Genomic DNA, 20,755 nt, shown 5'->3' on the forward strand with positions numbered 1-20,755 from the left:
AAAGCTCTATGTCATGGCACGCGCCGGGTTCGCTGACCATTCAGGCGATTGAAACTGAAGCGCTTCGGGTTCCGCTCAACCGGGTGTACCGGGGCAGCAAGTATTCCATGCAGAATCGCTGCACCATCATCACACGCATCCTCACGCAGCAAGGGGTGATCGGGGAAGTCTACACCGGGGACACCGACGACGAGCAGCCCGTCATCCTCAAAATCATCCACGACGAACTCGCTCCGGCGTTGATCGGCCTGGACGTTTTCAATACCGAGGGCTGCTGGGAAGCCATGAAGCCCGCAACGTATGACATTCTGCGGGATCGCGGCGTGGTCATGCAGGCGATCTCGGCGGTGGACAGCGCGATCTGGGATACGGTCGGCAAGGCGCTGGATATTCCCCTGTACCGTCTGTGGGGTGGCTACACCAACCGCCTGCCCATGACGGCCATCGGCGGTTACTACGGGCAAACCCACGACGAACTGGCGCGCGAAGTGCAGGCTTACGTCGATTACGGGGTGATCGGCATGAAGTTCAAGGTCGGCGGCGTGACTCCTGAAGAAGATCTGGAACGGCTTAAGGTCGCGGTTGAAGTGGGCGGCCCCAATTTTCGCTTGATGGTGGATGCGAATCAGGGCTATGACTTGCAGCAGACCATCCAGTTTGTGCGCTTGGCGCGTGACGCCGGGATCGATCTGGAATGGTTTGAGGAGCCGGTGCGCTGGTACAACGACAAGCGCTGGCTGCGCGATGTGCGCTCCATGGCGGGCATTCCGGTGACGGCAGGACAGAGCGAGTATCGCATTGACGGCGTGCGCGACCTGATCGAAGGCGGTTCCATCGACTTCTGCAATTTCGATTCGTCGTGGGGCGGCGGCCCGACCATCTGGCGGCGGGTGGCGGCCATGTGCGGCATGTACGGCGTGAAAATGGCGCATCATGAAGAGGCGCAGATTTCCGCGCACCTGCTCGGCAGCGTGGCGCATGGCACCTATGTCGAGTGTTTCCACCGAGATCGTGATCCGATCTTCTGGGACATCCAGACCAGTCCGCGCCCGCTTAAAGACGGGTATTACACCATCTCGGATCAACCCGGCTTCGGCATTGAGATCGACCGCGCCTATGTCCAGCGCTACAAGGTGAGCTAGACGCCATGATCATCAAGAAGCTAGAGGTTTTTCCCATCGAGTTTCTGGAAGCGGTCGATAACTTTTCGACCCGCTATATCGTGATTGTGCGGGTCGAAGCCGCGGATGGTACGGTCGGCTGGGGGGAATGCTTCACCCTGTTCCGCGAAGCGACCGCCGCCACCGAAGCCCTCATCCGCAATGGCCTCGCCGATCTGGTCATCGGCAAAGACGCCTATGATGTCGAAACGCACTGGCAAGCCATGCGCGACCGCGTGTGGTGGTACGGCGATGTCGGCGGGATCGCCGCCTTTGCCATCAGTGCTATTGATATGGCGCTCTGGGATCTGAAGGGCAAACTGGTCAAGCTGAACCTGTCGCAAATGCTCGGCGGCGCGCTCACCGACCGCTTACCCGTCTGCGCCAGTTCGCACCCCAAAGCCTCCAAGATCGAAGACATGGCGGAAGAACTGGCCGGGCACATCAAAGCGGGTTACCAGTTTGTGAAGGTGGGCTTCGGCAAGAAAGGCGAGTCGAATCTCGGCGTCGACCCGGAACGCGACATCTACTTTGTCAAGACCGTGCGGGCGGCGATTGGCCCCACAGCCGGGTTCATCGTCGATGTGGGCGCGCGCTGCCGCTGGGACATTCCGCGGGCTGTGTACACCGCGCAGAAGATGAGCGAATACAACCTGACGTGGCTGGAAGATCCGTTTCACCCGGATAACTTCAACGCCTTCCGGCATTTACGCGCCGCGGTTCCGCAAATGCGAATCGCGCTTGGAGAACGCTTCTTCAACGTGTACGACTACAAACGCCTACTCGAAGCCGACGTGACCGACGTCATCCTGATTGACGCGGGGCGTGCCGAAGGCGTGACGGGCATGTGGAAGGTGATTCAGATGGCGGCGCGGCAGAATATCGCCATTGACGCGCACAGCTTCAGCAGCGCGATCAACACGGCGGCGAGCATTCACCTGTCATTGTGCGCGCCATTCCGCACCATGTTCGAACTGAAACCTGTCGTCAATGCCATGCATCATGAACTCGTCACCAATCCGGTCGCGCATGTCGATGGCTGGATCTACGCGCCGCCGGGTTACGGCCTCGGCGTTGAGGTCATGGAAGACGCCGTGCACAAGTTCGCGATCAAGTTCTGATCAATAGCGCCCGTTGTCGTCGGGATAGTACAGATCGACATTTTTCGCGGAGATGAACGTGTGATCGATATACGCGGCGGGCGGGACTGGCTCGCCGTGCAGAATTTTGAGCGCGATCTCGATCAAGCGTTCGCCGTAGCGTTCCGGGTGAAAGGCGGTTGAGCCGATGATGCGGGAATTACCGCGCCGCAGCTCATCGCGCAGCCGCCGATCCGCCCCTTGCCCGACGATGAGCACGTCGGCGAGACGGAAGGCTTTGCTGGTCGCTTCGAGCGTGCCAATGGCGGCATCGTCGTTGAAGCAGATCACGGCGATGCGGCTGCCGCGGGGAATCTCGTCGAGGATGCGTGCCATCTGATGCTCGCTCACCTCGCTGGTGTTGCCACAATCCAGGTGGAAAACCCGATCCTCTCCTACCGGCCCAATCATGGATTCAAGCCCATCCAGTTGACCCTGAATGCGATTCGCGGTCAGCGCCCCAGCGCGGGGATGCTCCATCACAATCAGGGCATCGATGAGCCCGCCCCATTCCTGCTGGACGGCTTTGCCCAGTTCAACGCCCGCGATGTAACCCGTCTTATAGTTATCCACGCCAAAGAACGTCGCGCCCACGATGGGGATATCGACCGCGATCAGCGGAATGCGCTTCTGCGAAAACTTGTAGTTGAGCTGGCTGCCCACCATCTCGTCAATCTGGAATTCGATCATCAGATCGACATTCTGGGCGATGAAATGGTCGGCCAGTGTCAGGGCCAATTCACCGCTCAGCCGGTTGTCGGCGACGAGCAGTTCCAGCTCCTGATGCCGCCGCGCCGCGAGTTCCAGCCCGCGCCGCACATCCCGACCAAACGGAATATCTTCGGTGAGGTTCGCAAACCCGATGCGATAGCGGGTTTGCTGGTCGGGCGTGTAGGTGGTGGTGGTTTGGTCGCCGCAGACGGTGACCGGAATGCCCGCTGAGCGCACCTGATCGACCAGGTCCTGCGGGGCCGTACCATCGGTAAACAGGTGATGGATATCGGACAGCTTGGCAAACGAGCTCAGCGCGACCCGCTCGAATTTGCTGCTGTCGACCAGCGCGACGACCCGCTGCGCCGTCTTGACCATGAGGGCTTTCAGTTCGGATTGCGCCACATCACTTTCGGTGAGACCGCTGGTCACCGAAAACCCGGCGCACGACATGAACGCCGTCCGGACATGCAGATTTTCCAGCATCGGCGCGCCGAGCAGACTCGCCAATGTGCTGCCATCCCGCCGCAGAATGCCACCGAGCACAATCACGGTGCAATCCCGCAGACTGCTCAGGCGGCGCGCAGTTTCCAGACCGTTGGTGATGATCGTCAGTTCGCGCCGGTTTTGCAGGGAATCCACCATCGACAGCACGGTCGTGCTGGCATCCAGAATGATGGTGTCGCCATCTTCCACCATGTTGGTCGCCCAGCGCGCAATCAGTTCTTTGGCGTCAGCGTTGATGCGCGCTCGTTCTTCGTACTGCTGCCCGCCCGCGGCCCGCTGTGAACGGGGCACGGCTCCACCGCGCACGCGCATGATCTGGTTTTCTTCTTCCAGCGCGCTGAGATCATTGCGAATGGTTCCTTCAGAGACGTTGAGTTGTTCCGCCAGTTCGGTCACCTTGATTCCGGACTGCTCCTCGAGAATGCGGACAATCATCTGGCGGCGTTCATAGGTAGTCAGGTTTTTCAAGTGTTGGCGTCCTTTCGCGCCGCCCAGCCGACGAGGCGTGCGCAGTCAACTCTATTGTCAAACTTTAGCCGCTGCTTGCAATACTCAATTGGGAAATTTGACTTTTTCTGATGATCATGCTACGTTAATTTATGAAATTGAACAAATATCGACAAGTTTCAACAATTTTGCACAAAGGAGCCTGCGGCACAGACGACCTTGCGTTTCCGTCTACTTGCTACTTGTTACTTTTCTAGGAGAAATTGAGAATGAACCTTTCCCGTAAGTTGTTTTCGATAGTCCTGGTTGTCACCCTGATTGGTGGCATGGCGTTCCCGCTGTCGCTGCAAGCACAGGACGGCGCTTGCCCCACTGCCCAGGACTCCTATACCATTGGTTTCGCCAACCTGACGGAAGATATCGTCTTCACGCAGCTCGTCCGTGATGGCATTCTGTCGGCGGCGGAAGCCGCGGGGAACGTCGAAGTTGTGCTGGCGGATAACCGCCTTGACGGCGCGACCGCGCTCGCCAATGCCGACAACTTCATCGCGCAGGGCGTGGATGGCGTGATCGAATTCCAGACCGACGAAGCGTTCGGCAACGTCATCATGAGCCGCTTCCGCCGTGAAAACATCCCGGTCATCGCCATCGACATCCCCATGCCGGGCGCGACCTTCTTCGGCGCGGACAACTACAACGCCGGTCGTCTGGCGGGTGAAGCCCTCGCCGCGTGGGTGAACGAAAACTGGGCGGGTGAGGTCGACGCCGTGCTCGTGCTCGAACTGCCGCAGTCCGGCCCGATCCCCGCTGCTCGTATGCAGGGTCAGTTGGAAGGTCTGCAAGATAATTTGGCGAACGCCGTCCCCGACGACATGATCTTCCGCCTCGACAGCAAGAATACGCAGGAAGAATCGTTCCAGGTCGTCAGCGACATTCTGCCGACCATCCCCGATGCTGATCACATCGTCGCCGTGACGATTAACGATGGTACGGCGCTCGGCGTGATTGCGGCGGCGGAAGCGGCTGGCCGCGCTGATCAGATTATGGTCGTCGGTCAGGGCGCGGATCCTTCCGGTCAGGAAGCCATGCTGGCGGAAAACAGCCGCTATCTCGGCGCGACCGGGTACTTCGCCGAAGAATATGGTTCCTACCTGATTCCGGCGATGCTCGACCTGCTGGAATGCCGCCCGGTTGCCCCGGCCATTTACGTGAACCATGTGTTCATCACGAAGGACAACCTGTGCGAATTCTACGGCGAGAACTGGCCGGATACGTGCCCGGCGGCCACGCCCTCCTCGTAGTCTGCGCGGCGACTAGCTAGAACTTTGGGGTGCGGGTCTGAACGCTTAGTGCTCCGTCCGACAAGCCTTCGAAAATGACGATGTTTTTCCGTAAGGGCGCACCTGTGTGTGCGCCCTCAGTCGGGCAGACACATCGGTCTGCCCCTACGACTTGCATCATTTACCGGATGAAGCACTTAGCTGACCTGCACCCCCAAATTAGGGCAATTAGAAACATTTGTTTCAGAAAGACGAACTATTCATGGATGGCACAGTGACCGGCGAGCGGTCACGATCCCAGCGACTGCGCTTAGCAGCCTTGCTGAAAGGCGAGCGCCTGACCACGCTCAACCTGTTCGCCACTTTTCTTATCATCTGCATCATTTTTGCCTCACAATCGCAATATTTCCTCACGCTCGACAATTTCCTCAACGTCGGGCGGACGCTCGGCGTGGTGGGGATTGTGTCCATTGGCATGACCATGGTGTTGATCAGCGGCGGCGTTGATCTGTCGGTCGGGTCGGTGGCGGCGCTTTCCGGCGTGGTGACGAGCATTCTCTGGCTGCAGGCGGGCATCCCGCTCGGGATTGCGACCGTGCTCGGGCTGGCGGCGTGTGTGCTGGTCGGTTTCATCAACGGTTATCTGGTCGCGGTGGTGCGCATCAACCCGTTGATCACGACGCTCGCCTCCTTCTCGATTGTGCGCGGTCTGGCCTTTGTCCTCAGCAACGGTCAAACGAATCAGTTAGCGAACCCGGCGTTTCAGTTTCTGGGACGCGGCGAAGTCGCGGGCATTCCGGCGTCACTTCTGCTGATGATGTTCCTGTTCCTCGCCGCCTTCATCGTCATGCACTTCACGCAGTTCGGGCGCAACCTCTACGCGATTGGCGGGAGCGCGGAAGCCAGCCGCCTCGCCGGGATCGCCGTGCGCCGCCACCTGTTGATCGTTTACACGCTGTCCGGCTTACTGTCCGGTCTGGCGGGCATCGTGATTGCGTCGCAGCTCGCTTCCAGCGCGCCACGCGCCGCCGTCGGGCTGGAATTCACCGTGATCGCCGCGGTGGTGCTCGGCGGCACGAGTTTGAGCGGCGGCAAAGGCACGCTGATTGGGACGCTCGTTGGTGTGTTTATCCTGCGCGTCCTCGATAACGGTCTGGTGCAAACGCGGGTTTCCTCGTTTTATCAGGATGTGGTCAGCGGATCGGTGCTGCTGCTCGCAGTGGGCTTCGACCAGATTCGCCAGAAGCTGGTCACAACGGTGAAGGATCGCTCATGACGACGCCTCTGCTGACGATGCAGCACATCACTAAAAGCTTCTACGGCGTCAAGGTGCTCGACGATGTGTCGATTGATCTGCGGAGCGGCGAAACCTTGGCGCTGCTCGGCGAAAACGGCGCGGGCAAATCGACGCTGATCAAGATTCTCAATGGCGATTACCGGCGTGACGACGGAACCATCCTGATCGATGGGCAGCCCGTCGCCATCAACGAGCCGCGCGACGCCGAAAACCTCGGCATTCGCATGATTTATCAGGAACTCCATTACGCGCCCGAATTGTCGGTCGCAGAAAATCTTCTGCTCGGCGATCTCCCGCGGCGCAGCGGTGCATTGAAGTGGCTGGTCGACTGGCAGCAGATGAATGAGCGCGCCCGGCAAGCGCTTCAACTCCTGAATGTCGATATCTCCCCGTCGACGAAGATGCGCGAGTTGAGCGTCGTCGAGCGCGAGATCATCGAAATCGTGAAGGCGCTCAGTCGTCAGGCGCGGATCATCGTCATGGACGAACCGACCGCCGCGCTCACGCCGCCCGAAGTGCAGCGCCTGTTCGGGATCATTCGCGGCTTGCAGGAACGCGGCGTCGGCATCATTTACATCTCCCATCGCCTTGATGAAGTCTTTGAAATTGCCAACCGCATCACCGTGCTGCGCGACGGCAAACATGTCGGCACGCACCCGCGATCCGAGGTGACGCATCAGGCATTGGTGCAGATGATGGTCGGGCGCAGTCTGGAAAACCGCTCAGAAGCGCGGACCAAGACAGCGGCGGTCGTGCAGGACGCGGTCGCGCTGGACGTGCGCGGACTCACCAAAGCGGGCGCATTCGCGAACATCGATTTGCAGGTGCGCGCGGGTGAAATTGTTGGCTTGTTCGGCTTGCTCGGCGCGGGGCACACAATTCTCACCCAAGCGATCTTCGGAGCGGTCAAAGCGGACAGCGGGGCGATCAGCGTGCATGGTCAAGCCGCGCACATCACCTCGCCGCAAGGGGGCAAACACGCGGGGATCGGTTTCGTCCCGCTGGATCGCAAAGTCAACGGTCTCGTGCTGGATATGAGCGTCCGCAAGAACATCACGCTGTCCAACTGGCATGTGCTCGCCAAATTCGGTGTGTTTCAACGCGCTCAGGAAATGAACCACAGCCGCGGCTGGGTAGATCAACTGGGTATTCGCATGGCGGGTGGCATTGAAACGCACACGCGCTACCTGAGCGGCGGCAATCAGCAAAAAGTGGTGCTGGCCCGCTGGCTGGAAGCGAATGTCAAGGTGCTGCTGCTCAATGAGCCGACGTGGGGCGTCGATGTGGGCGCGCGTTCCGACATCTACGATCAACTGGAAGCACTGGCCGCGCAAGGGCTGGCGATTCTCATGGTGTCGTCTGACATCGAGGAAGTGCTCTCGGTCAGTCATCGCATTCTCACGATCTATAAAGGTCGGCTGACGGGCGAATTCTCGCAGGCCGAGGCGACGCAAGAGAAGCTGCTCCACGCTGCCGCAGGAGGCATAGTATGAATTCAGTTCGGATGCGCAGCCTGCAAGAGCTCGCCAGCCTCGTCGTGATGCTCGTGGTGATCGTGGTCGTCATGAGCGCGTCGTCGCCCGTGTTTTTCACGGCGCGCAACCTCGAAAACACGCTGCTGGACATCACGACGGTGGGGATTCTCGCCATTTTCACCACCATGCTCATGATCGGCGGCGGGCTGGATTTGTCCATCGGGTCGACGCTGGCGTTGGGCGGCGTGATCATCGGCGTGTATCAGGAAACGTGGGGCATTCTGCCCGCGGCGGGTGCCGCGGTGCTCGTGTGCGGCTTCGTCGGGCTGATCAACGGTTTTCTGGTGACCTATGTTGGCATCAATCCGCTCATCACGACGCTCGGCATGCTGTCGATTGCGCGCGGTGTCGCGTTTGTCCTCGCGAATGGCCTCACCATCCCCGTTTTCGATCTGCAGGGCACCCAACTGGACGCCTACACCGCCTTCACGCAGCTTGGGGAAGGTCAGGTGTTGGGGATAACCACGCCCGTCTTTGTGATGCTGGTGCTGTTCGTCGGCGCGCTGCTGGTCATGCAGTTCACGCCCTACGGGCGCGCGATGTACGCCATCGGCGGCAACTATCAGGCGAGTAAACTGGCCGGGCTGGCGGTGCGCCGCTACCGGATGATCGCCTATACGCTCTCCGGTTTGAGCGCCGGCGTCGCCTCCGTCCTCCTGACCTCACGCCTCTACGCTGCCGACCCGCGCGCGGCCACGGGCATGGAACTCACCGTGATCACCGCCGCCGTGCTGGGCGGCATTAGTCTGGCGGGTGGCAAAGGGACGCTGATCGGCACGACACTCGGGGTGCTCATCCTCTCCGCGCTGCTGAACGGCATGAAGCTGTTGAGCACGTCGACTGATGCGCAAAACATCGCGTTGGGACTCGTGCTGCTGCTGGCGGTCGGGCTGGATCAACTGCGCCAGCGCAACGTCAACCTGCTGCGCTTTGTGCGCTCCAACCGGCTTGTGCCGGAATCGGTGACGACTTCGCAGCCGAAGGTGGCTAAACCGTGACTGCCCCACTCCCCGATGTGACGCGTTTTCTGATCGATTTCAACGTGCATGCCGTGGCGGCGGCGCTCGGTGTGCCGATCCCGGCAGAAGCCGAGGCATTGCTGTACGGCGTGGCGACCACCGACCTCGCGGCGTATCAAGCGGAAATCGATGCCGAGCTCGCGCAGACCGCGCAGGCGTTTCACGCGCACCGTGGCATCACAGCGCTCAGCAAGCTACTCCCGGCGGGTAAGCGCGTGCTGTGCATCGGCGACTCCATCACCACCTACCGCCGCAGTTATGCGCGTCTGCTCGAACACCTGCTCGCGCCCCACGGCATCGAGGTGGTGAATCGCGGTTTTTCCGGCTACACGTCAACGCATGGGCTCGAACTGACCTACACCCAGTTCCTAAGTCTGCAACCGGATCTGGTGTTCATCAAATACGGCGTCAACGACTGCAAGCAGTTCGGCGGCGAGCAGACGCTGGTCAGCCGCGCCGAGTATGAGCGCAACCTCACGCGCATCATCGCCGCGTTTCGACAACACACGCAGGCGCGGATTGTGGTGCTGACGCCGACGCCCGTGGTCGAAGGGGTGGTCAACGCGAACCCGGATATTCAAGCGATGCGGCTCGTATGGAGCAATGACGTGCTGCGCCAGTTTGCGGATGCAGCGCTCACTGCCGCGCTGCAGGCGGGCGTGCTCGGCATCGATCTCTGGCCTGTGTTTGGACCAGTCCCGGACGCCGCGCTGTACTGCGCCGATGGATTGCACCCCAATGCCGCTGGTCAGACGCGCCTGCTGGCCCACGTGCTTGAACGTATTTCCGACTATTTACAACAAGGATAGCTTATGGCGATCAAAGCGAAAATCGGCGTTTTCGGGATCGGATTGGCGGCCTACTGGCCGCAGTTTGACGGTCTGAAGGAACGGCTCGAAGGGTATCAGCGGGATGTGGAAGCGAACATCGCCGCGCTGGGCGCTGAAGTGATTTCCGCCGGGTTGGTCGACAACGCGCCCGGTGCCCAACAGGCCGGTGATTTGTTTGCCAGCCACAATGTGGATCTGATCGTGTGCTACGTGGGCACCTATGCCACCTCGTCGCAGGTGCTGCCGGCTGTACAGCGGCGCAAAGCCCCGGTCTTGATCCTGAACTTGCAGCCGATTCCCGCCCTCAACTACCTCGATACGGATACAGCAGAATGGCTGGCGAACTGCTGCGCCTGCTGTGTGCCCGAAATCTCCAACGCCTTCGCGCGCAGTCGAATTCAGTTCAATGTGGTGACCGGGCTGCTGCATCCCGTTGAAGGCTACGCCGCGCAGTATCACGAACGGGCGTGGCGCGAGATCGCCGAATGGATCGACGCCGCCAGCGTGATGCGGGAACTCTCCTACAGCCGCATTGGTTTCCTCGGGCACACGTACCCCGGTATGCTCGATATGTACTCCGATTTCACCATGCATCACGGCCAGCTCGGCGCGCATATCGAAGTGCTGGAAATGGACGACCTGCACCAGCGGGTGAGCGCTGCCACTGAAGGCGAAATCAGTGCTAAGATCGATGAGATTCGCGGCGTCTTCAATATCGTTGGGCGCGGACGCGACAAGATTTCGCAGGATGTCACCCCAGAGGCGCTGCACTGGGCGGCACAAGTGGCCGTCGGCCTCGATAAGCTGACCCGTGATTTCAACCTCAACGGGCTGACCTACTACTATCGTGGGCTGGATGGCAACTCGAATGAAGAACTCGGCGCGAGTGTCATCATCGGCAATTCCCTCCTCACCGGGCGGGGCATCCCGGCGTCGGGCGAAGGCGATCTCAAAACCTGCATCGCCATGCTGATCATGGATCGTTTGAAGGCGGGCGGGTCATATACTGAATTCTATGCGCTCGACTTCAACGAGGATTTTATCCTCATGGGGCACGATGGCCCCGGCCATGTGGCGATTGCCGATGGGAAACCCGTTCTGCGCGGCCTGGGCTTGTATCACGGCAAGCGCGGCTATGGGCTGTCGGTCGAAATGAAAGTGAAAATGGGGCCGATCACCATTCTCGGGCTGACCCAGACCGCCGAAGGGAAGTTGAAGATGCTGGCCGCCGAAGGAGTCTCAATCCCCGGTGATACCATGCAGATCGGGAATACTAACTCGCGCCTCAAGTTCGGCCTCGACCCGGCCACCTTCATGAATGTGTGGTGCGAACACGGCCCGACCCATCATGTCGCGCTGGGCGTTGGTCATCAACTGTCGCGCATTCGCAAGCTGGCGCGCCTGCTCAATATCGAATTGGCAGTTATACAGTGACAGGGAGAAATGAGATGCAGCGCGTTGGGTTCTTGTTGCAGGTGAAGAAAGATAAGCTGGACGAGTACAAGCAGCATCATGAAGCCGTGTGGCCGGAAATGCTGGCCGCGCTCCGGCGTACGGGATGGCGCAATTACAGCCTGTTTCTGCGCGATGATGGCTTATTGTTTGGTTACTTCGAAGCCGAAGAGAGCTTTCAGGCCTCCCTCGACGGTATGGCACGCGAGGAAATCAACCTCAAATGGCAGGAGTTTATGGGGCCGTACTTTGAAGCCATCTCCGGACGCCCTGACCAGAACATGATCACGCTGGAAGAAGTCTTTCACACCGATTGACATAATCGCCGGAGTCAGGGCGCCCCTCAGTTCACAGTCAAGCAGTACCGCGCTGACACAGGGGCGGAATTGTCGCCGCTGTGTCAGCGCGGTACTGCTTGGTTGAGGTTGGCTGGTGTAAGGTGTGTGATACGTTATAACCCCATGGACGGTTCGACGTAGGATCTGTGGGAAACTGGACTGCCCCGCGTTTAGTGGACAGTAGCATTGTCACGGGCGAAGCGTTGCTCAAAAACCGCCGGGCAGCGGTCGGGATGGAGGTGAAATCCGCCACCCATTTCTGGTTGGGACGTTGCGCGGTGAGGTCTCGGTTGAGTCCGGAGCACACGCGTCATCGCAGTCCGCTCAATTTCTGTGTCAATCTGCTCTGTGGGTTGATCGCTTATTGCCATCAGCCCAAGAAACCTTCGCTTCACCTTGAAACCTGCCAAATGGACGCCATTGCTTAGCCCTAACTGACGTGTGAAATAGCCTCATACCTATACTTAAAAACCTACCCTGTCAGATTTGGGGTAAGGTAGTCAGCGGCGAATGCCTGACAGGGCGTTCCATCAAACGGACCAACCCGTACCCGAAGCATGAATTTTTGCTTGTCATGTATAGCAGTTTCCGACTTAGTCTAAAGCTTTTGCCAGAAGAGTCCGGTATATGATCAGACGATAGGGGAAAGGACTCAACCATGCCGTACCGTGTATCCTGGATTATCGAGAATCGGCTGCTGCTTATCGCTTATGACGGCGTGATCTCACGCGCCGATCTGGTCGGCTATCTAGATGAGTCAATGACCATGCGTGACAAAGCCAACGAAATCCTGGGCGAAGGCGGCCCGCTGGTACACACCATCACCGACGCGCGGCGCATGTCCAAAAATGAAATGACGTTCAAGGACGCGCAGACCATTGCGCAGCAGCTCCGCCATCAGCGGGTGGGCTGGTCAATCTATATCCCGAAGAACGCCATCGATCAGTTCTTCGCCAACATCGGCCATCAGATCGTCGGGGCGCGCTACCGCTCGTTCCCCACCGTCACCGAAGGCATCGACTTTCTGAAGTCGGTGGACGAAACGCTGCGTAACCTCGACTACGCGGCCACTGAAGAGAGCATCTCCCGCTCGCCGTTCAAGAAATAGACCGCCGTCTGCTCGGCGGGTGCGACCTCGATGGCCACCCGCTCGAATTCATTCAGCGCGCCGCCGATTCGCCTCGATAATTGCACTCCCACGCGGACGCGATCACGACGAAGCCCTGCTTTTCCAGCACGGCGCGGCTCATCGGGCTGGCATCAATCGTCAGGAAGCGATAGCCGCGCCGCTGCGCCTCCTGCGCCCGCACCGCGACCAGCGCCGTGTACAGACCGCGATTGCGATACTCCGACAGCGTCGCGCCGCCCCACAACCCGGCGAAGTCCGTTTCCGGAAAATCAATCCACCCCTCGCAGACCGGCTGACCCTCCACATAAGCGGCGTACATGCTGATCGACTCGGGGTGCTCACGCAGCAGCGTGATTTTGTTCCGCTGCGCCACGCTGTGATCCTCTTCCGGCCAGACCGCTTCGATCACCGCATAGATATCAGCCAGACCGCGTTCGTCGGTGACGCGGCGCACATCGTGCGTCACAGGCTGCGCCAGCTTCGGCGGCAGTTCGCTGAGGTCGAGCGCCATGACGGCGTCGGCGGGCTCATTGACCTCGAAGCCGTGGCGGATCAACCGTTCGCGCAGATCGGCGGGTTGATCGTGCCCGAACAGCTTCCACTCGAACTCGTCAGCCAGGCCGAGCGCTGTAAAATGCGCGATCTCCTGCGCAATCACCGCGTCGGCGTTGGCCGCGTCCAACTGCGAATAGATCACCGCGCCGCGCTCCGGCTCGATCACACGGACGACGTGCTCGGTCGCTTCCCGGCGCGTACCGGGGTAGCGAATATCGATGCGCTGCTGCTGGTCATACAAGGCGCGAATCTGTCCCACATCCATCGTCCCACCGCCTCTCGTTTGGCAATATAATGTGCGCAAGGTTACACTCAAATCGCATCGAATATCACTTAAAGGTTCACCCCATGCGCAAGATCCTTTTGTTCTCGCTTCTATTGATTCTCCTGACAGCCTTCGGCGTAAGCGCGCAAGAGGGGGCAGGCACGACGCTGATCCCCATCGGCGGCTTTTATGTCGAAACGTTCCCCGGTTTCGCGCAGCAGGCGATTGACCATGCGCTGACGCTGGACACCGACCGCGTCTACATCCTGATGATGCCGTATGCCTACACCTACAACCCGGTGGCGCAGACGGAAGAGGAACTGGTCGATAACGAACTGGCCGCGGAGAACCGCCGCCGTCAGCTTGAAGACGCGTGCAGTGAACTCGCGCCGGAAGAACTGAGCTGTCACGTGGTCGTGCCGCCATTCTACACCCGCGAATCCGTGCAGGTGGAAATCGCGCTCGACTACTTTGACGACGATCTCGCGGGCATCTACTTCCTCGGTGGCGATCAGACGTGGGCGATGCAGATCGTCGCAGGCACGCCGATCGAAGAAGCGATGCGCGCGGCGTTCGTGGACGGCGTGCCAATGGGCGGCAACAGCGCCGGTCTCGCGATTCTGTCATGGACGATGATCGGCGGCTACCTCGGCGACTTTGGCCCCGAAACCGGCTTGAACGAAGGCGCGGTCGACATTTGGAACGGCGAAGATGCCGACTTCAATGGCGAAACTGTGCCGCGCCGCGGCCTCGACTTCGGCCCGACGAACGTCGTCCTCGAACAGCACTTCTGGGAACGCGCGCGCCTCGCCCGCCTGCTCAACACGATTGTGCAGCCGGATGTGCCGCATCTCGGCGTCGGCGTGGACAGCTTCACGGGCGGGCTGGTGCTCAATAACGCGACCTTCGGGAGCGTGTTCGGCGTGTATGGCGCGGCCGTCTTTGATGCGGAGACGCTCGGCGCGGCGGAGAGTGCCAGCTACGTGGGCGGCGTGCTCAGCGTGCGTAATGTGCTCGTGCATGTGCTCGCTCCCGGCGAATTCGGCTACAGCCTGGATGAGCTCCAGCCCTCGTGGGTCAACGCGACGGGCACAATCAACCGGGACTGGACGACGGCGTTTGATGTGCCGCAGGGCGCGGGTATGTTGATGCTGCACAGCAATTTGACCGAGATTGTGGCAGAAGAAGCCGGAAGTTTTGCGAACGCGGTTGCTATCATCACCGCCTATGCGGATGACGACGACGCGGCGGACGTGGCCGAACTGTACGAGGGGTCAGCGGTGGAAGTGATTCAGTTGGCGGCCGGTGACGCGCTGCCCGATCTGGCGGGCTACGGCATGATCATCGTGCACGCGGGCGACCAGTCGCTGATCGACGTGGAGCAGCTCGAACCGCTGCGCGCGGCGTGGGAAGGCGGCTCCATGCTGATGATGGATGACGCGGCTTCAGCGGCGGCCGGCATGTTCTATGCCGCGCATGCGCCGACCCCCTACGACAGCGACGACGACGTGCTGATCGAAGCGGCGACGCAGGGCTCGTTCATCCTCGATGCAATACCGAAATTCGCCCCGGTCTCGGTTTGTTCTATGCGAACGTTGAACCGAGCGTGCTGGATGATAATCGTTATGGTCGGCTGTTCTCGCTGGCCTACGCGCATCCCGAACTGCCCGTGCTGGCGCTCAACGACAACGTGATCGTGACGATTGAGCCATCGATGGGTGCGCTGGTCGATGCCCGCAGCACCAATGGGCTGATCGTGCTGGATTTCGGCGGCGCGGCGCTCACCGCAGGCGATAACGGGTACATGGTCGTCGGCAACGGCGTGCTCGACGTGTTCGCCCCCGGCGAGATGGTCATCCCGACGAATTCATAAAACAGGACTGAGGACTGAGCCTTTTAGGACTGAGTAACTGCAATAGTTTTGTTTGTCACTCAGTCCTCAGTCCTTAGCCCTCAGTCCTTAAACACAAAGCGGCTTATCACAGAGAAAGGGTTACACATGGAATTCGCAATTACATTTAAAGGTGATATTGATCCCAAGCGCACCGTGAAGCTCGTGCAGATGGCGGAGCAAGCCGGTTTCACGCATGCCTGGTTTTTTGATTCCCATGTGTTGTGGCGCGAATGCTTCGTCACGATGGCGATGTGCGCCGAACACACCGAAAAGATTAAGTTTGGCACGTGCGTGACCAACCCCGGCGTGCGCGATTGGTCGGTGCAGGCCAGCCTGTGGTCGACGCTCGCCATTCAGAGCGGCGGGCGCGTCGTGATGGGCGCGGGGCGCGGCGACAGTTCGCGGCGCGTGCTCGGGCAGAAGCCGCTGACCATCGAAACGCTGGTCGAATTCGGCGATGCGGTCAAGAAGATGGTGAAGGGCGAGAGCGTGCAGTATGAGCAAGACCTCGCCCCGGTGCAAATTCCGTGGGCGCCCGGCCTTGATCTGCCCGTGTGGTATGCCGCCTATGGCCCGAAAGCCCTCACCGCGACCGGGCAGCACGCCGACGGCCTCATCATCCAGCTCGCCGATCCGTTCCTCGTCAAGTGGTTCACCGATCAGGCCATTGAAGCGGGCAAGGCCGCTGGCCGCGATATGTCCACCTTCAACGTGATGTCCGCCGCGCCCGTGTGGGTCGGCGACATGGCGACGGCGCGCGCCAACACCCGCTGGTTCCCGGCGATGGTCGGCAACCACGTCGCCGATCTGGTCGAACGCTACGGCAAGGAAGGCGGATCCGTCCCCAAGCGCCTCACCGACTACATCGAAGGGCGCAAGGGCTACGACTATCGCCACCACGCCGACAAGAACGCCGATCACCTCGGTTTCATCAGCAATGAGATCATCGACAGCTTCGGCGTGCTCGGCGATGTCGACGCGCAGGTCGCCAAGATGCGCGAACTGGAAAGCGTCGGCGTGACGCAGTTCAACATTTACCTGATGTGCGGCGACGAAGAACGCATCGTCGAAGAATACGCGCAGCACGTGCTGCCGCGCTTCAAGTAAGTGATGAGTAATGAGTGATGAGTCAGATTGAGCGCTTCGAAGATTTGATTGCGTGGCAAAAAGCGCGACAATTGACGAAAGCTATCTACGAGATGACTCGTGAGGAACGGTTCGCAAGGGATTTCGGTTTGGCTGGACAGATACAGCGGGCAGCTGTCTCGATCATGTCTAACATTGCTGAGGGTTACGAACGCGGTAATCCGGGTGATTTCTACCGATTCTTGTGCATTGCGAAAGCATCTTGTGCTGAGGTACGTTCACAGTTGTATGTTGCTTTTGACATCGGTTATCTGACGAAAGCTCAATTCGATCTACTTATGAAGCAGGCAGAGGAAGTAGGCCGCGTTATTGGCGGTTTACGTGCCTCAGTCGAGAGACAAAGGAAATCGGGTAATGGGTAGCATAACAGGTGAGTAGGCAGCGTTTCGCCTCATTACTCATCACTCATTACTCGTTACTTTTCAACAAAGGAGACAAACATGGGAACACTCTTTAAATACGGGACAGTCATCACCGCGGGCGAAATGACCCGCGCCGATGTGCTGGTCGAAGGCGAAATCGTCACGTTGCTCGGGCGGGACATCCCCACCGACGGCCACACGATCGTCGACTGTACGGGCAAGTACCTGCTGCCCGGCGGTATTGACGTGCACACCCACCTCGATCTGTCGTTCGGCGGCACGTACAGCAACGACGACTACGACACCGGGCATAAGGCGGCGGCCTACGGCGGCACGACCATGCACATCGACTTCGTGATTCAGCCGAAGGGCGGTTCGCTGCACGATGGCCTCAAGGAATGGCAGCAGAAGGCCAAGCTGGCGCAAATCGACTATGCCTTCCACATGGCGATCACCGACCTGCGCGAAGACGTGATGGCCGAAATCCCGACGATGGTCGAAGAAGGCATCACCAGCCTCAAGCTGTTCATGGCTTACAAGAACGTGTATCAGGTGGACGATGCGACGCTGTTCCGCGCCATGCAGCAGGCCGAAAAGAACGGCATGATCGTCATGGTGCACGCCGAAAACGGCGATGTCGTGGTCGAACTGACCAAGAAGCTGCTCGAAGAGGGCAAGACCGACCCCGTCTACCATGCGGCGTCCCGCCCGGCGGAAGTCGAAGCGGAAGCGACCAACCGCGCGGTGATGATGTCCGGACAGAGCGGCTGCGCGCTGTACGTCGTGCACATGACCAACGAAGGCGCCGTCGAAGCGCTGCGGCGGGGGCGCGCGCTCGGCTACCCGGTGATGGGCGAAACGTGCGTGCAGTACTTCTTCATGACGGTCGACGAACACATGGCGCAGCCCAACTTCCACGGCTCGAAGTATGTATGCTCGCCGCCCATCCGCACCAAGCACGATCAGAAGGTGCTGTGGCAGGCGGTCAAAGATGGTACGCTGCAGGTCGTGAGCACGGATCACTGCGATTTCTGGTTTGAAGGCGGCGTCGGTCCGTGGCAGGAATGGGCGGCGGCGCACAACGGCGGCGACTGGGCGGCCTATGAAGCGCAGGATCCGACCTACCGCCGTCCCGGCAAGGAACTCGGCAAGGGCAACTTCGCCAAGATCCCGAATGGCCTCCCCGCCATCGAAGACCGCATGGTCATGCTGTGGCACGCGGGCGTGAACGGCGGCAAACTGACGCCGCAGCGCTTCGTCGAACTCAACTGCACCAACCCCGCGCGCATCTTCGGCATGTACCCGAAGAAGGGCACGATCGCGGTCGGTTCGGATGCGGATATCTGCGTGTGGGACCCGCACAAGAAGCACGTCCTCAGCGCCAAGACACATCACATGCGCTGCGACTACAACCTGTTCGAAGGGACGGAAGTCGAAGGCGTGCCGGTGATCGTGTACCAGCGCGGCGTGTGCCTGCTCGACGAGAACGGCTGGCACGGCGTCAACGGCAGCGGCAAATACGTCCCGCGCGCGCCGTATGCGCCTGTGCTGTAAGCTGGAATTCTAGAATTGTAGGGACGTGTAACGGACGCGCCGTTGCGCGTCCCTACGAAAACAAACTCGGTTTGGGGAGGGGCTGGTGGTGGGTTGGGCCTTTACCCTGCGTACACCTCGTCCGCGGTGATTAGCTGCGGCGCAATACTCCCATCGATGTACTGCGCGTGCCACAGGTGGAAGATCAGCACCGTCCACAGCGCATGCATCTCGTACTTTTCCTCATGGATGTGCTCACGGATCAGGCGCTGCACCACGTCATAGCGGAACACGCCTGCCGCCTCGACCCGCTCGCGCGTGAGCGTCTGCTCGACCAGCGGGCGCAGCAGCGTACGCATCCAGCGCGAGGTCGGCGGATTGAAGCCCCACTTCGAACGCTTGAGCACACTTTCCGGCACCAAGCCGCGCAGCGCATCTTTGAACACGGCTTTCGTGCGCCCGTCGCGCAGCTTGTAGTTGAGCGGCAGCGTGAGCGCCAGTTCCGCCAGTTGATAATCCTGCAGCGGCGCGCGCGACTCGATGCTCATGGCCATGCACATCTTGTCGACGCGGCAGTTCCAGTATTCAGGCAGGCGCAGACGCAAATCCGCGTAGGCGATCCGGTCAGTGAAGGTCGCGCGGCGCGGTTCGGCGAGCACCGGACGCAGCTGCGCGGCCACCGCTTCAAAGCCGCCGTCGGGCTGCGCCAGCAGTTCCGCGCCGCGCTCCGGTTCCAGCCAGCGCAGCCATTCGAGGTAGCGCCGTGCCGGGTCGGTGCTGTGCGATTTCTTCGCCAGCTTGCGCGCATTCTCAAAGTGCGGACCGTTCAGGCGTTCCAGCAGCGGCGTGAGCACACTGGCGCGCAGCACCCGCGGGATACTCAGGTAGCGATCCAGCACCTGATCCATTGCATAGTGGTTGTACCCGGCGAACAATTCGTCGCCGCCATCGCCGCTCAGCAGCACCGGGATGCGATTGATGCGCGCCAATGCTGAGACATACGCGTTGAGGATGGCCGTCGCATCGGTGATCGGCTCGTCGAGCATGTAGATCAGCCGGGTGACGAGGCTGGCCAGTACGCCGCCATCGTTGGCCTTCAGCTTGATCAGGTGGTGCTTGGTTTTGAGCGCCCGCGATACTTCCGCCGCGTACTCCACATCCTGATTGAATTTCTTGTCATACTGCGTGCCCGCGTCCGCCTCATAGCCGACGGTGAAGGTTTGCACGGGCTGGCCAGTTGCCTGCGTCATGATCGCCACGACCGCCGACGAATCGACGCCGCCGCTCAGGAATGCGCCGATGGGCACATCGCTCATCATCTGCGCTTCGACCGTTTCGATCAGCTTGGCGCGCACCAGTTTGACCGCTTCGGGATACTCCGGCGCGTGGCTGGTATCGACCGTGGGCTGCCAGTACAACCCTTTGCGCAGCGCCCCATGTTCGCTGATCAGATACTGGCCGGGGCACAGCTTCTCGATCCCGGCAAACAGCGTCAACGGCGGCGGCACATAGCCGAGCGTCAGATAAGCGGGCAGCGCCGCGTGATTCACCCCGCGGACAACACCCGGATGCTCGAACAGCGCTTTCGCTTCGGACGCAAACAACAGTTCGCCGCTGTCGAGACGCGTATAGTAGAGCGGCTTTTCGCCCAGCCGATCGCGTGCCAGCAGCAGCCGCGCCTTCGCTTGATCCCACACGCCGAGGGCAAACATGCCGCGCAGCCGCGTGAGCATATCCACGCCCCACGCCTCGTAGCCGTGGACGATCACTTCGGTATCGGTTTTAGTGGCAAATACATGCCCAAGCTGTTCAAGTTCGGCGCGGAGCGCCTTGTAATTGTAGATCTCTCCGTTGAAGACGACGCTCACACAGCGGTCTTCATTGAAGATGGCCCCGGCGGGCGCGCCGAGGTCGATGATCGCGAGTCGGCCAGCGCCAAACGCCAAAACCCCATCATGATGGATGCCGTAACCATCCGGGCCACGGTGCGCTAAACGACGGGCCATGCGGTGGATGAGAGCGGGGTCGGCGATCGTGGGATGCAATTGTCCAAAAATTCCGCACATACCGAGGGGATCACAATCTGGTGGCGTATATCTTTCAATTATATATACGCTTTTATATGCGAAACAGTTCCGATCGTGTTAAATCTTCGT

The 20,755-nt window shown here is 60.2% G+C and carries 18 protein-coding genes and 1 pseudogene; 16 read left to right on the plus strand and 3 right to left on the minus strand.

The window, feature by feature from the left end; genetic code table 11:
- Positions 1 to 8: 8 nt before the first annotated feature.
- Positions 9 to 1,142 carry a mandelate racemase/muconate lactonizing enzyme family protein gene (locus IPK17_RS07065; protein ID WP_343416975.1) on the plus strand — a complete coding sequence of 378 codons (1,134 nt, stop codon included), beginning with the start codon at positions 9 to 11 and terminating at the stop codon, positions 1,140 to 1,142.
- A gap of 5 nt (positions 1,143 to 1,147) precedes the next feature.
- The gene (locus IPK17_RS07070) at positions 1,148 to 2,281 is read left to right on the plus strand and encodes a mandelate racemase/muconate lactonizing enzyme family protein (protein ID WP_343416976.1); all 1,134 of its coding nucleotides are present in this window, start codon (positions 1,148 to 1,150) and stop codon (positions 2,279 to 2,281) included.
- Here the strand turns inward: IPK17_RS07070 and IPK17_RS07075 are convergent, their stop codons facing one another.
- The gene (locus IPK17_RS07075) at positions 2,282 to 3,985 is read right to left on the minus strand and encodes a substrate-binding domain-containing protein (protein WP_343416977.1); all 1,704 of its coding nucleotides are present in this window, start codon (positions 3,983 to 3,985) and stop codon (positions 2,282 to 2,284) included.
- Between the two features lie 248 nt (positions 3,986 to 4,233).
- On the opposite strand from IPK17_RS07075, the gene IPK17_RS07080 reads away from it, so the two are divergent.
- The 9 genes and pseudogenes from IPK17_RS07080 (at position 4,234) to IPK17_RS07120 (ending at position 12,823) form a co-directional block, all read left to right on the plus strand.
- Entirely contained in the window at positions 4,234 to 5,265 is a 1,032-nt protein-coding gene (locus tag IPK17_RS07080) for a sugar ABC transporter substrate-binding protein (protein WP_343416978.1), read from the plus strand.
- Between the two features lie 241 nt (positions 5,266 to 5,506).
- The gene (locus IPK17_RS07085; protein WP_343416979.1) at positions 5,507 to 6,520 is read left to right on the plus strand and encodes an ABC transporter permease; all 1,014 of its coding nucleotides are present in this window, start codon (positions 5,507 to 5,509) and stop codon (positions 6,518 to 6,520) included.
- The gene (locus IPK17_RS07090) at positions 6,517 to 8,034 is read left to right on the plus strand and encodes a sugar ABC transporter ATP-binding protein (protein WP_343416980.1); all 1,518 of its coding nucleotides are present in this window, start codon (positions 6,517 to 6,519) and stop codon (positions 8,032 to 8,034) included. Before IPK17_RS07085 ends, IPK17_RS07090 begins: the two co-directional genes overlap by 4 nt.
- Positions 8,031 to 9,074 carry an ABC transporter permease gene (locus IPK17_RS07095; protein ID WP_343416981.1) on the plus strand — a complete coding sequence of 348 codons (1,044 nt, stop codon included), beginning with the start codon at positions 8,031 to 8,033 and terminating at the stop codon, positions 9,072 to 9,074. Before IPK17_RS07090 ends, IPK17_RS07095 begins: the two co-directional genes overlap by 4 nt.
- Entirely contained in the window at positions 9,071 to 9,904 is an 834-nt protein-coding gene (locus IPK17_RS07100; RefSeq protein ID WP_343416982.1) for an SGNH/GDSL hydrolase family protein, read from the plus strand. Before IPK17_RS07095 ends, IPK17_RS07100 begins: the two co-directional genes overlap by 4 nt.
- A gap of 3 nt (positions 9,905 to 9,907) precedes the next feature.
- Entirely contained in the window at positions 9,908 to 11,359 is a 1,452-nt protein-coding gene (locus IPK17_RS07105) for an L-arabinose isomerase family protein (protein ID WP_343416983.1), read from the plus strand.
- Between the two features lie 14 nt (positions 11,360 to 11,373).
- Positions 11,374 to 11,694, plus strand: a complete 321-nt coding sequence (locus IPK17_RS07110) for an L-rhamnose mutarotase (RefSeq protein WP_343416984.1) — start codon at positions 11,374 to 11,376, stop codon at positions 11,692 to 11,694.
- A gap of 320 nt (positions 11,695 to 12,014) precedes the next feature.
- A pseudogene (locus tag IPK17_RS07115) lies at positions 12,015 to 12,143 on the plus strand (IS982 family transposase); the annotation flags it as partial.
- Between the two features lie 230 nt (positions 12,144 to 12,373).
- Entirely contained in the window at positions 12,374 to 12,823 is a 450-nt protein-coding gene (locus IPK17_RS07120; RefSeq protein ID WP_343416985.1) for a hypothetical protein, read from the plus strand.
- A 52-nt stretch (positions 12,824 to 12,875) separates the two neighbouring features.
- Here the strand turns inward: IPK17_RS07120 and IPK17_RS07125 are convergent, their stop codons facing one another.
- Complete coding sequence (locus tag IPK17_RS07125) at positions 12,876 to 13,664, minus strand: GNAT family N-acetyltransferase (protein ID WP_343416986.1); 789 nt, start codon at positions 13,662 to 13,664, stop codon at positions 12,876 to 12,878.
- An 83-nt stretch (positions 13,665 to 13,747) separates the two neighbouring features.
- Between IPK17_RS07125 and IPK17_RS07130 the strand changes: the two genes are divergently transcribed.
- From IPK17_RS07130 to hydA, 5 genes are all read left to right on the plus strand, one after another.
- Positions 13,748 to 15,358, plus strand: coding sequence for a hypothetical protein (locus IPK17_RS07130; RefSeq protein ID WP_343416987.1), 1,611 nt, complete (start codon positions 13,748 to 13,750; stop codon positions 15,356 to 15,358).
- A complete protein-coding gene (locus IPK17_RS07135) occupies positions 15,271 to 15,537 on the plus strand; it encodes a hypothetical protein (RefSeq protein WP_343416988.1) in 267 nt (88 codons plus the stop codon). Before IPK17_RS07130 ends, IPK17_RS07135 begins: the two co-directional genes overlap by 88 nt.
- 126 nt (positions 15,538 to 15,663) lie before the next feature.
- On the plus strand, positions 15,664 to 16,665 hold the full coding sequence (locus IPK17_RS07140; RefSeq protein ID WP_343416989.1) for a TIGR03842 family LLM class F420-dependent oxidoreductase: 1,002 nt from the start codon (positions 15,664 to 15,666) through the stop codon (positions 16,663 to 16,665).
- Positions 16,666 to 16,682: 17 nt separating this feature from the next.
- On the plus strand, positions 16,683 to 17,066 hold the full coding sequence (locus IPK17_RS07145; protein WP_343416990.1) for a four helix bundle protein: 384 nt from the start codon (positions 16,683 to 16,685) through the stop codon (positions 17,064 to 17,066).
- Between the two features lie 78 nt (positions 17,067 to 17,144).
- Positions 17,145 to 18,620 carry a dihydropyrimidinase gene (gene hydA / locus IPK17_RS07150; RefSeq protein WP_343416991.1) on the plus strand — a complete coding sequence of 492 codons (1,476 nt, stop codon included), beginning with the start codon at positions 17,145 to 17,147 and terminating at the stop codon, positions 18,618 to 18,620.
- Between the two features lie 101 nt (positions 18,621 to 18,721).
- Here hydA and asnB read toward each other — a convergent pair whose 3' ends face one another.
- Positions 18,722 to 20,665, minus strand: a complete 1,944-nt coding sequence (gene asnB / locus IPK17_RS07155) for an asparagine synthase (glutamine-hydrolyzing) (RefSeq protein ID WP_343416992.1) — start codon at positions 20,663 to 20,665, stop codon at positions 18,722 to 18,724.
- Positions 20,666 to 20,755 lie beyond the last annotated feature (90 nt).

The sequence above is a fragment of the Candidatus Flexifilum breve genome, from assembly GCF_016713355.1.

Bases quoted from the DNA above. Each gene is read 5' to 3' on its own strand.
- IPK17_RS07065 (WP_343416975.1), top strand. From the start codon at position 9: ATGTCATGGCACGCGCCGGGTTCGCTGACCATTCAGGCGATTGAAACT.
- IPK17_RS07070 (WP_343416976.1), top strand. From the start codon at position 1,148: ATGATCATCAAGAAGCTAGAGGTTTTTCCCATCGAGTTTCTGGAAGCG.
- IPK17_RS07080 (WP_343416978.1), top strand. From the start codon at position 4,234: ATGAACCTTTCCCGTAAGTTGTTTTCGATAGTCCTGGTTGTCACCCTG.
- IPK17_RS07085 (WP_343416979.1), top strand. From the start codon at position 5,507: ATGGATGGCACAGTGACCGGCGAGCGGTCACGATCCCAGCGACTGCGC.
- IPK17_RS07090 (WP_343416980.1), top strand. From the start codon at position 6,517: ATGACGACGCCTCTGCTGACGATGCAGCACATCACTAAAAGCTTCTAC.
- IPK17_RS07095 (WP_343416981.1), top strand. From the start codon at position 8,031: ATGAATTCAGTTCGGATGCGCAGCCTGCAAGAGCTCGCCAGCCTCGTC.
- IPK17_RS07105 (WP_343416983.1), top strand. From the start codon at position 9,908: ATGGCGATCAAAGCGAAAATCGGCGTTTTCGGGATCGGATTGGCGGCC.
- IPK17_RS07110 (WP_343416984.1), top strand. From the start codon at position 11,374: ATGCAGCGCGTTGGGTTCTTGTTGCAGGTGAAGAAAGATAAGCTGGAC.
- IPK17_RS07120 (WP_343416985.1), top strand. From the start codon at position 12,374: ATGCCGTACCGTGTATCCTGGATTATCGAGAATCGGCTGCTGCTTATC.
- IPK17_RS07125 (WP_343416986.1), bottom strand. From the start codon at position 13,664: ATGGATGTGGGACAGATTCGCGCCTTGTATGACCAGCAGCAGCGCATC.
- IPK17_RS07130 (WP_343416987.1), top strand. From the start codon at position 13,748: ATGCGCAAGATCCTTTTGTTCTCGCTTCTATTGATTCTCCTGACAGCC.
- IPK17_RS07140 (WP_343416989.1), top strand. From the start codon at position 15,664: ATGGAATTCGCAATTACATTTAAAGGTGATATTGATCCCAAGCGCACC.
- IPK17_RS07145 (WP_343416990.1), top strand. From the start codon at position 16,683: ATGAGTCAGATTGAGCGCTTCGAAGATTTGATTGCGTGGCAAAAAGCG.
- hydA (WP_343416991.1), top strand. From the start codon at position 17,145: ATGGGAACACTCTTTAAATACGGGACAGTCATCACCGCGGGCGAAATG.
- asnB (WP_343416992.1), bottom strand. From the start codon at position 20,665: ATGTGCGGAATTTTTGGACAATTGCATCCCACGATCGCCGACCCCGCT.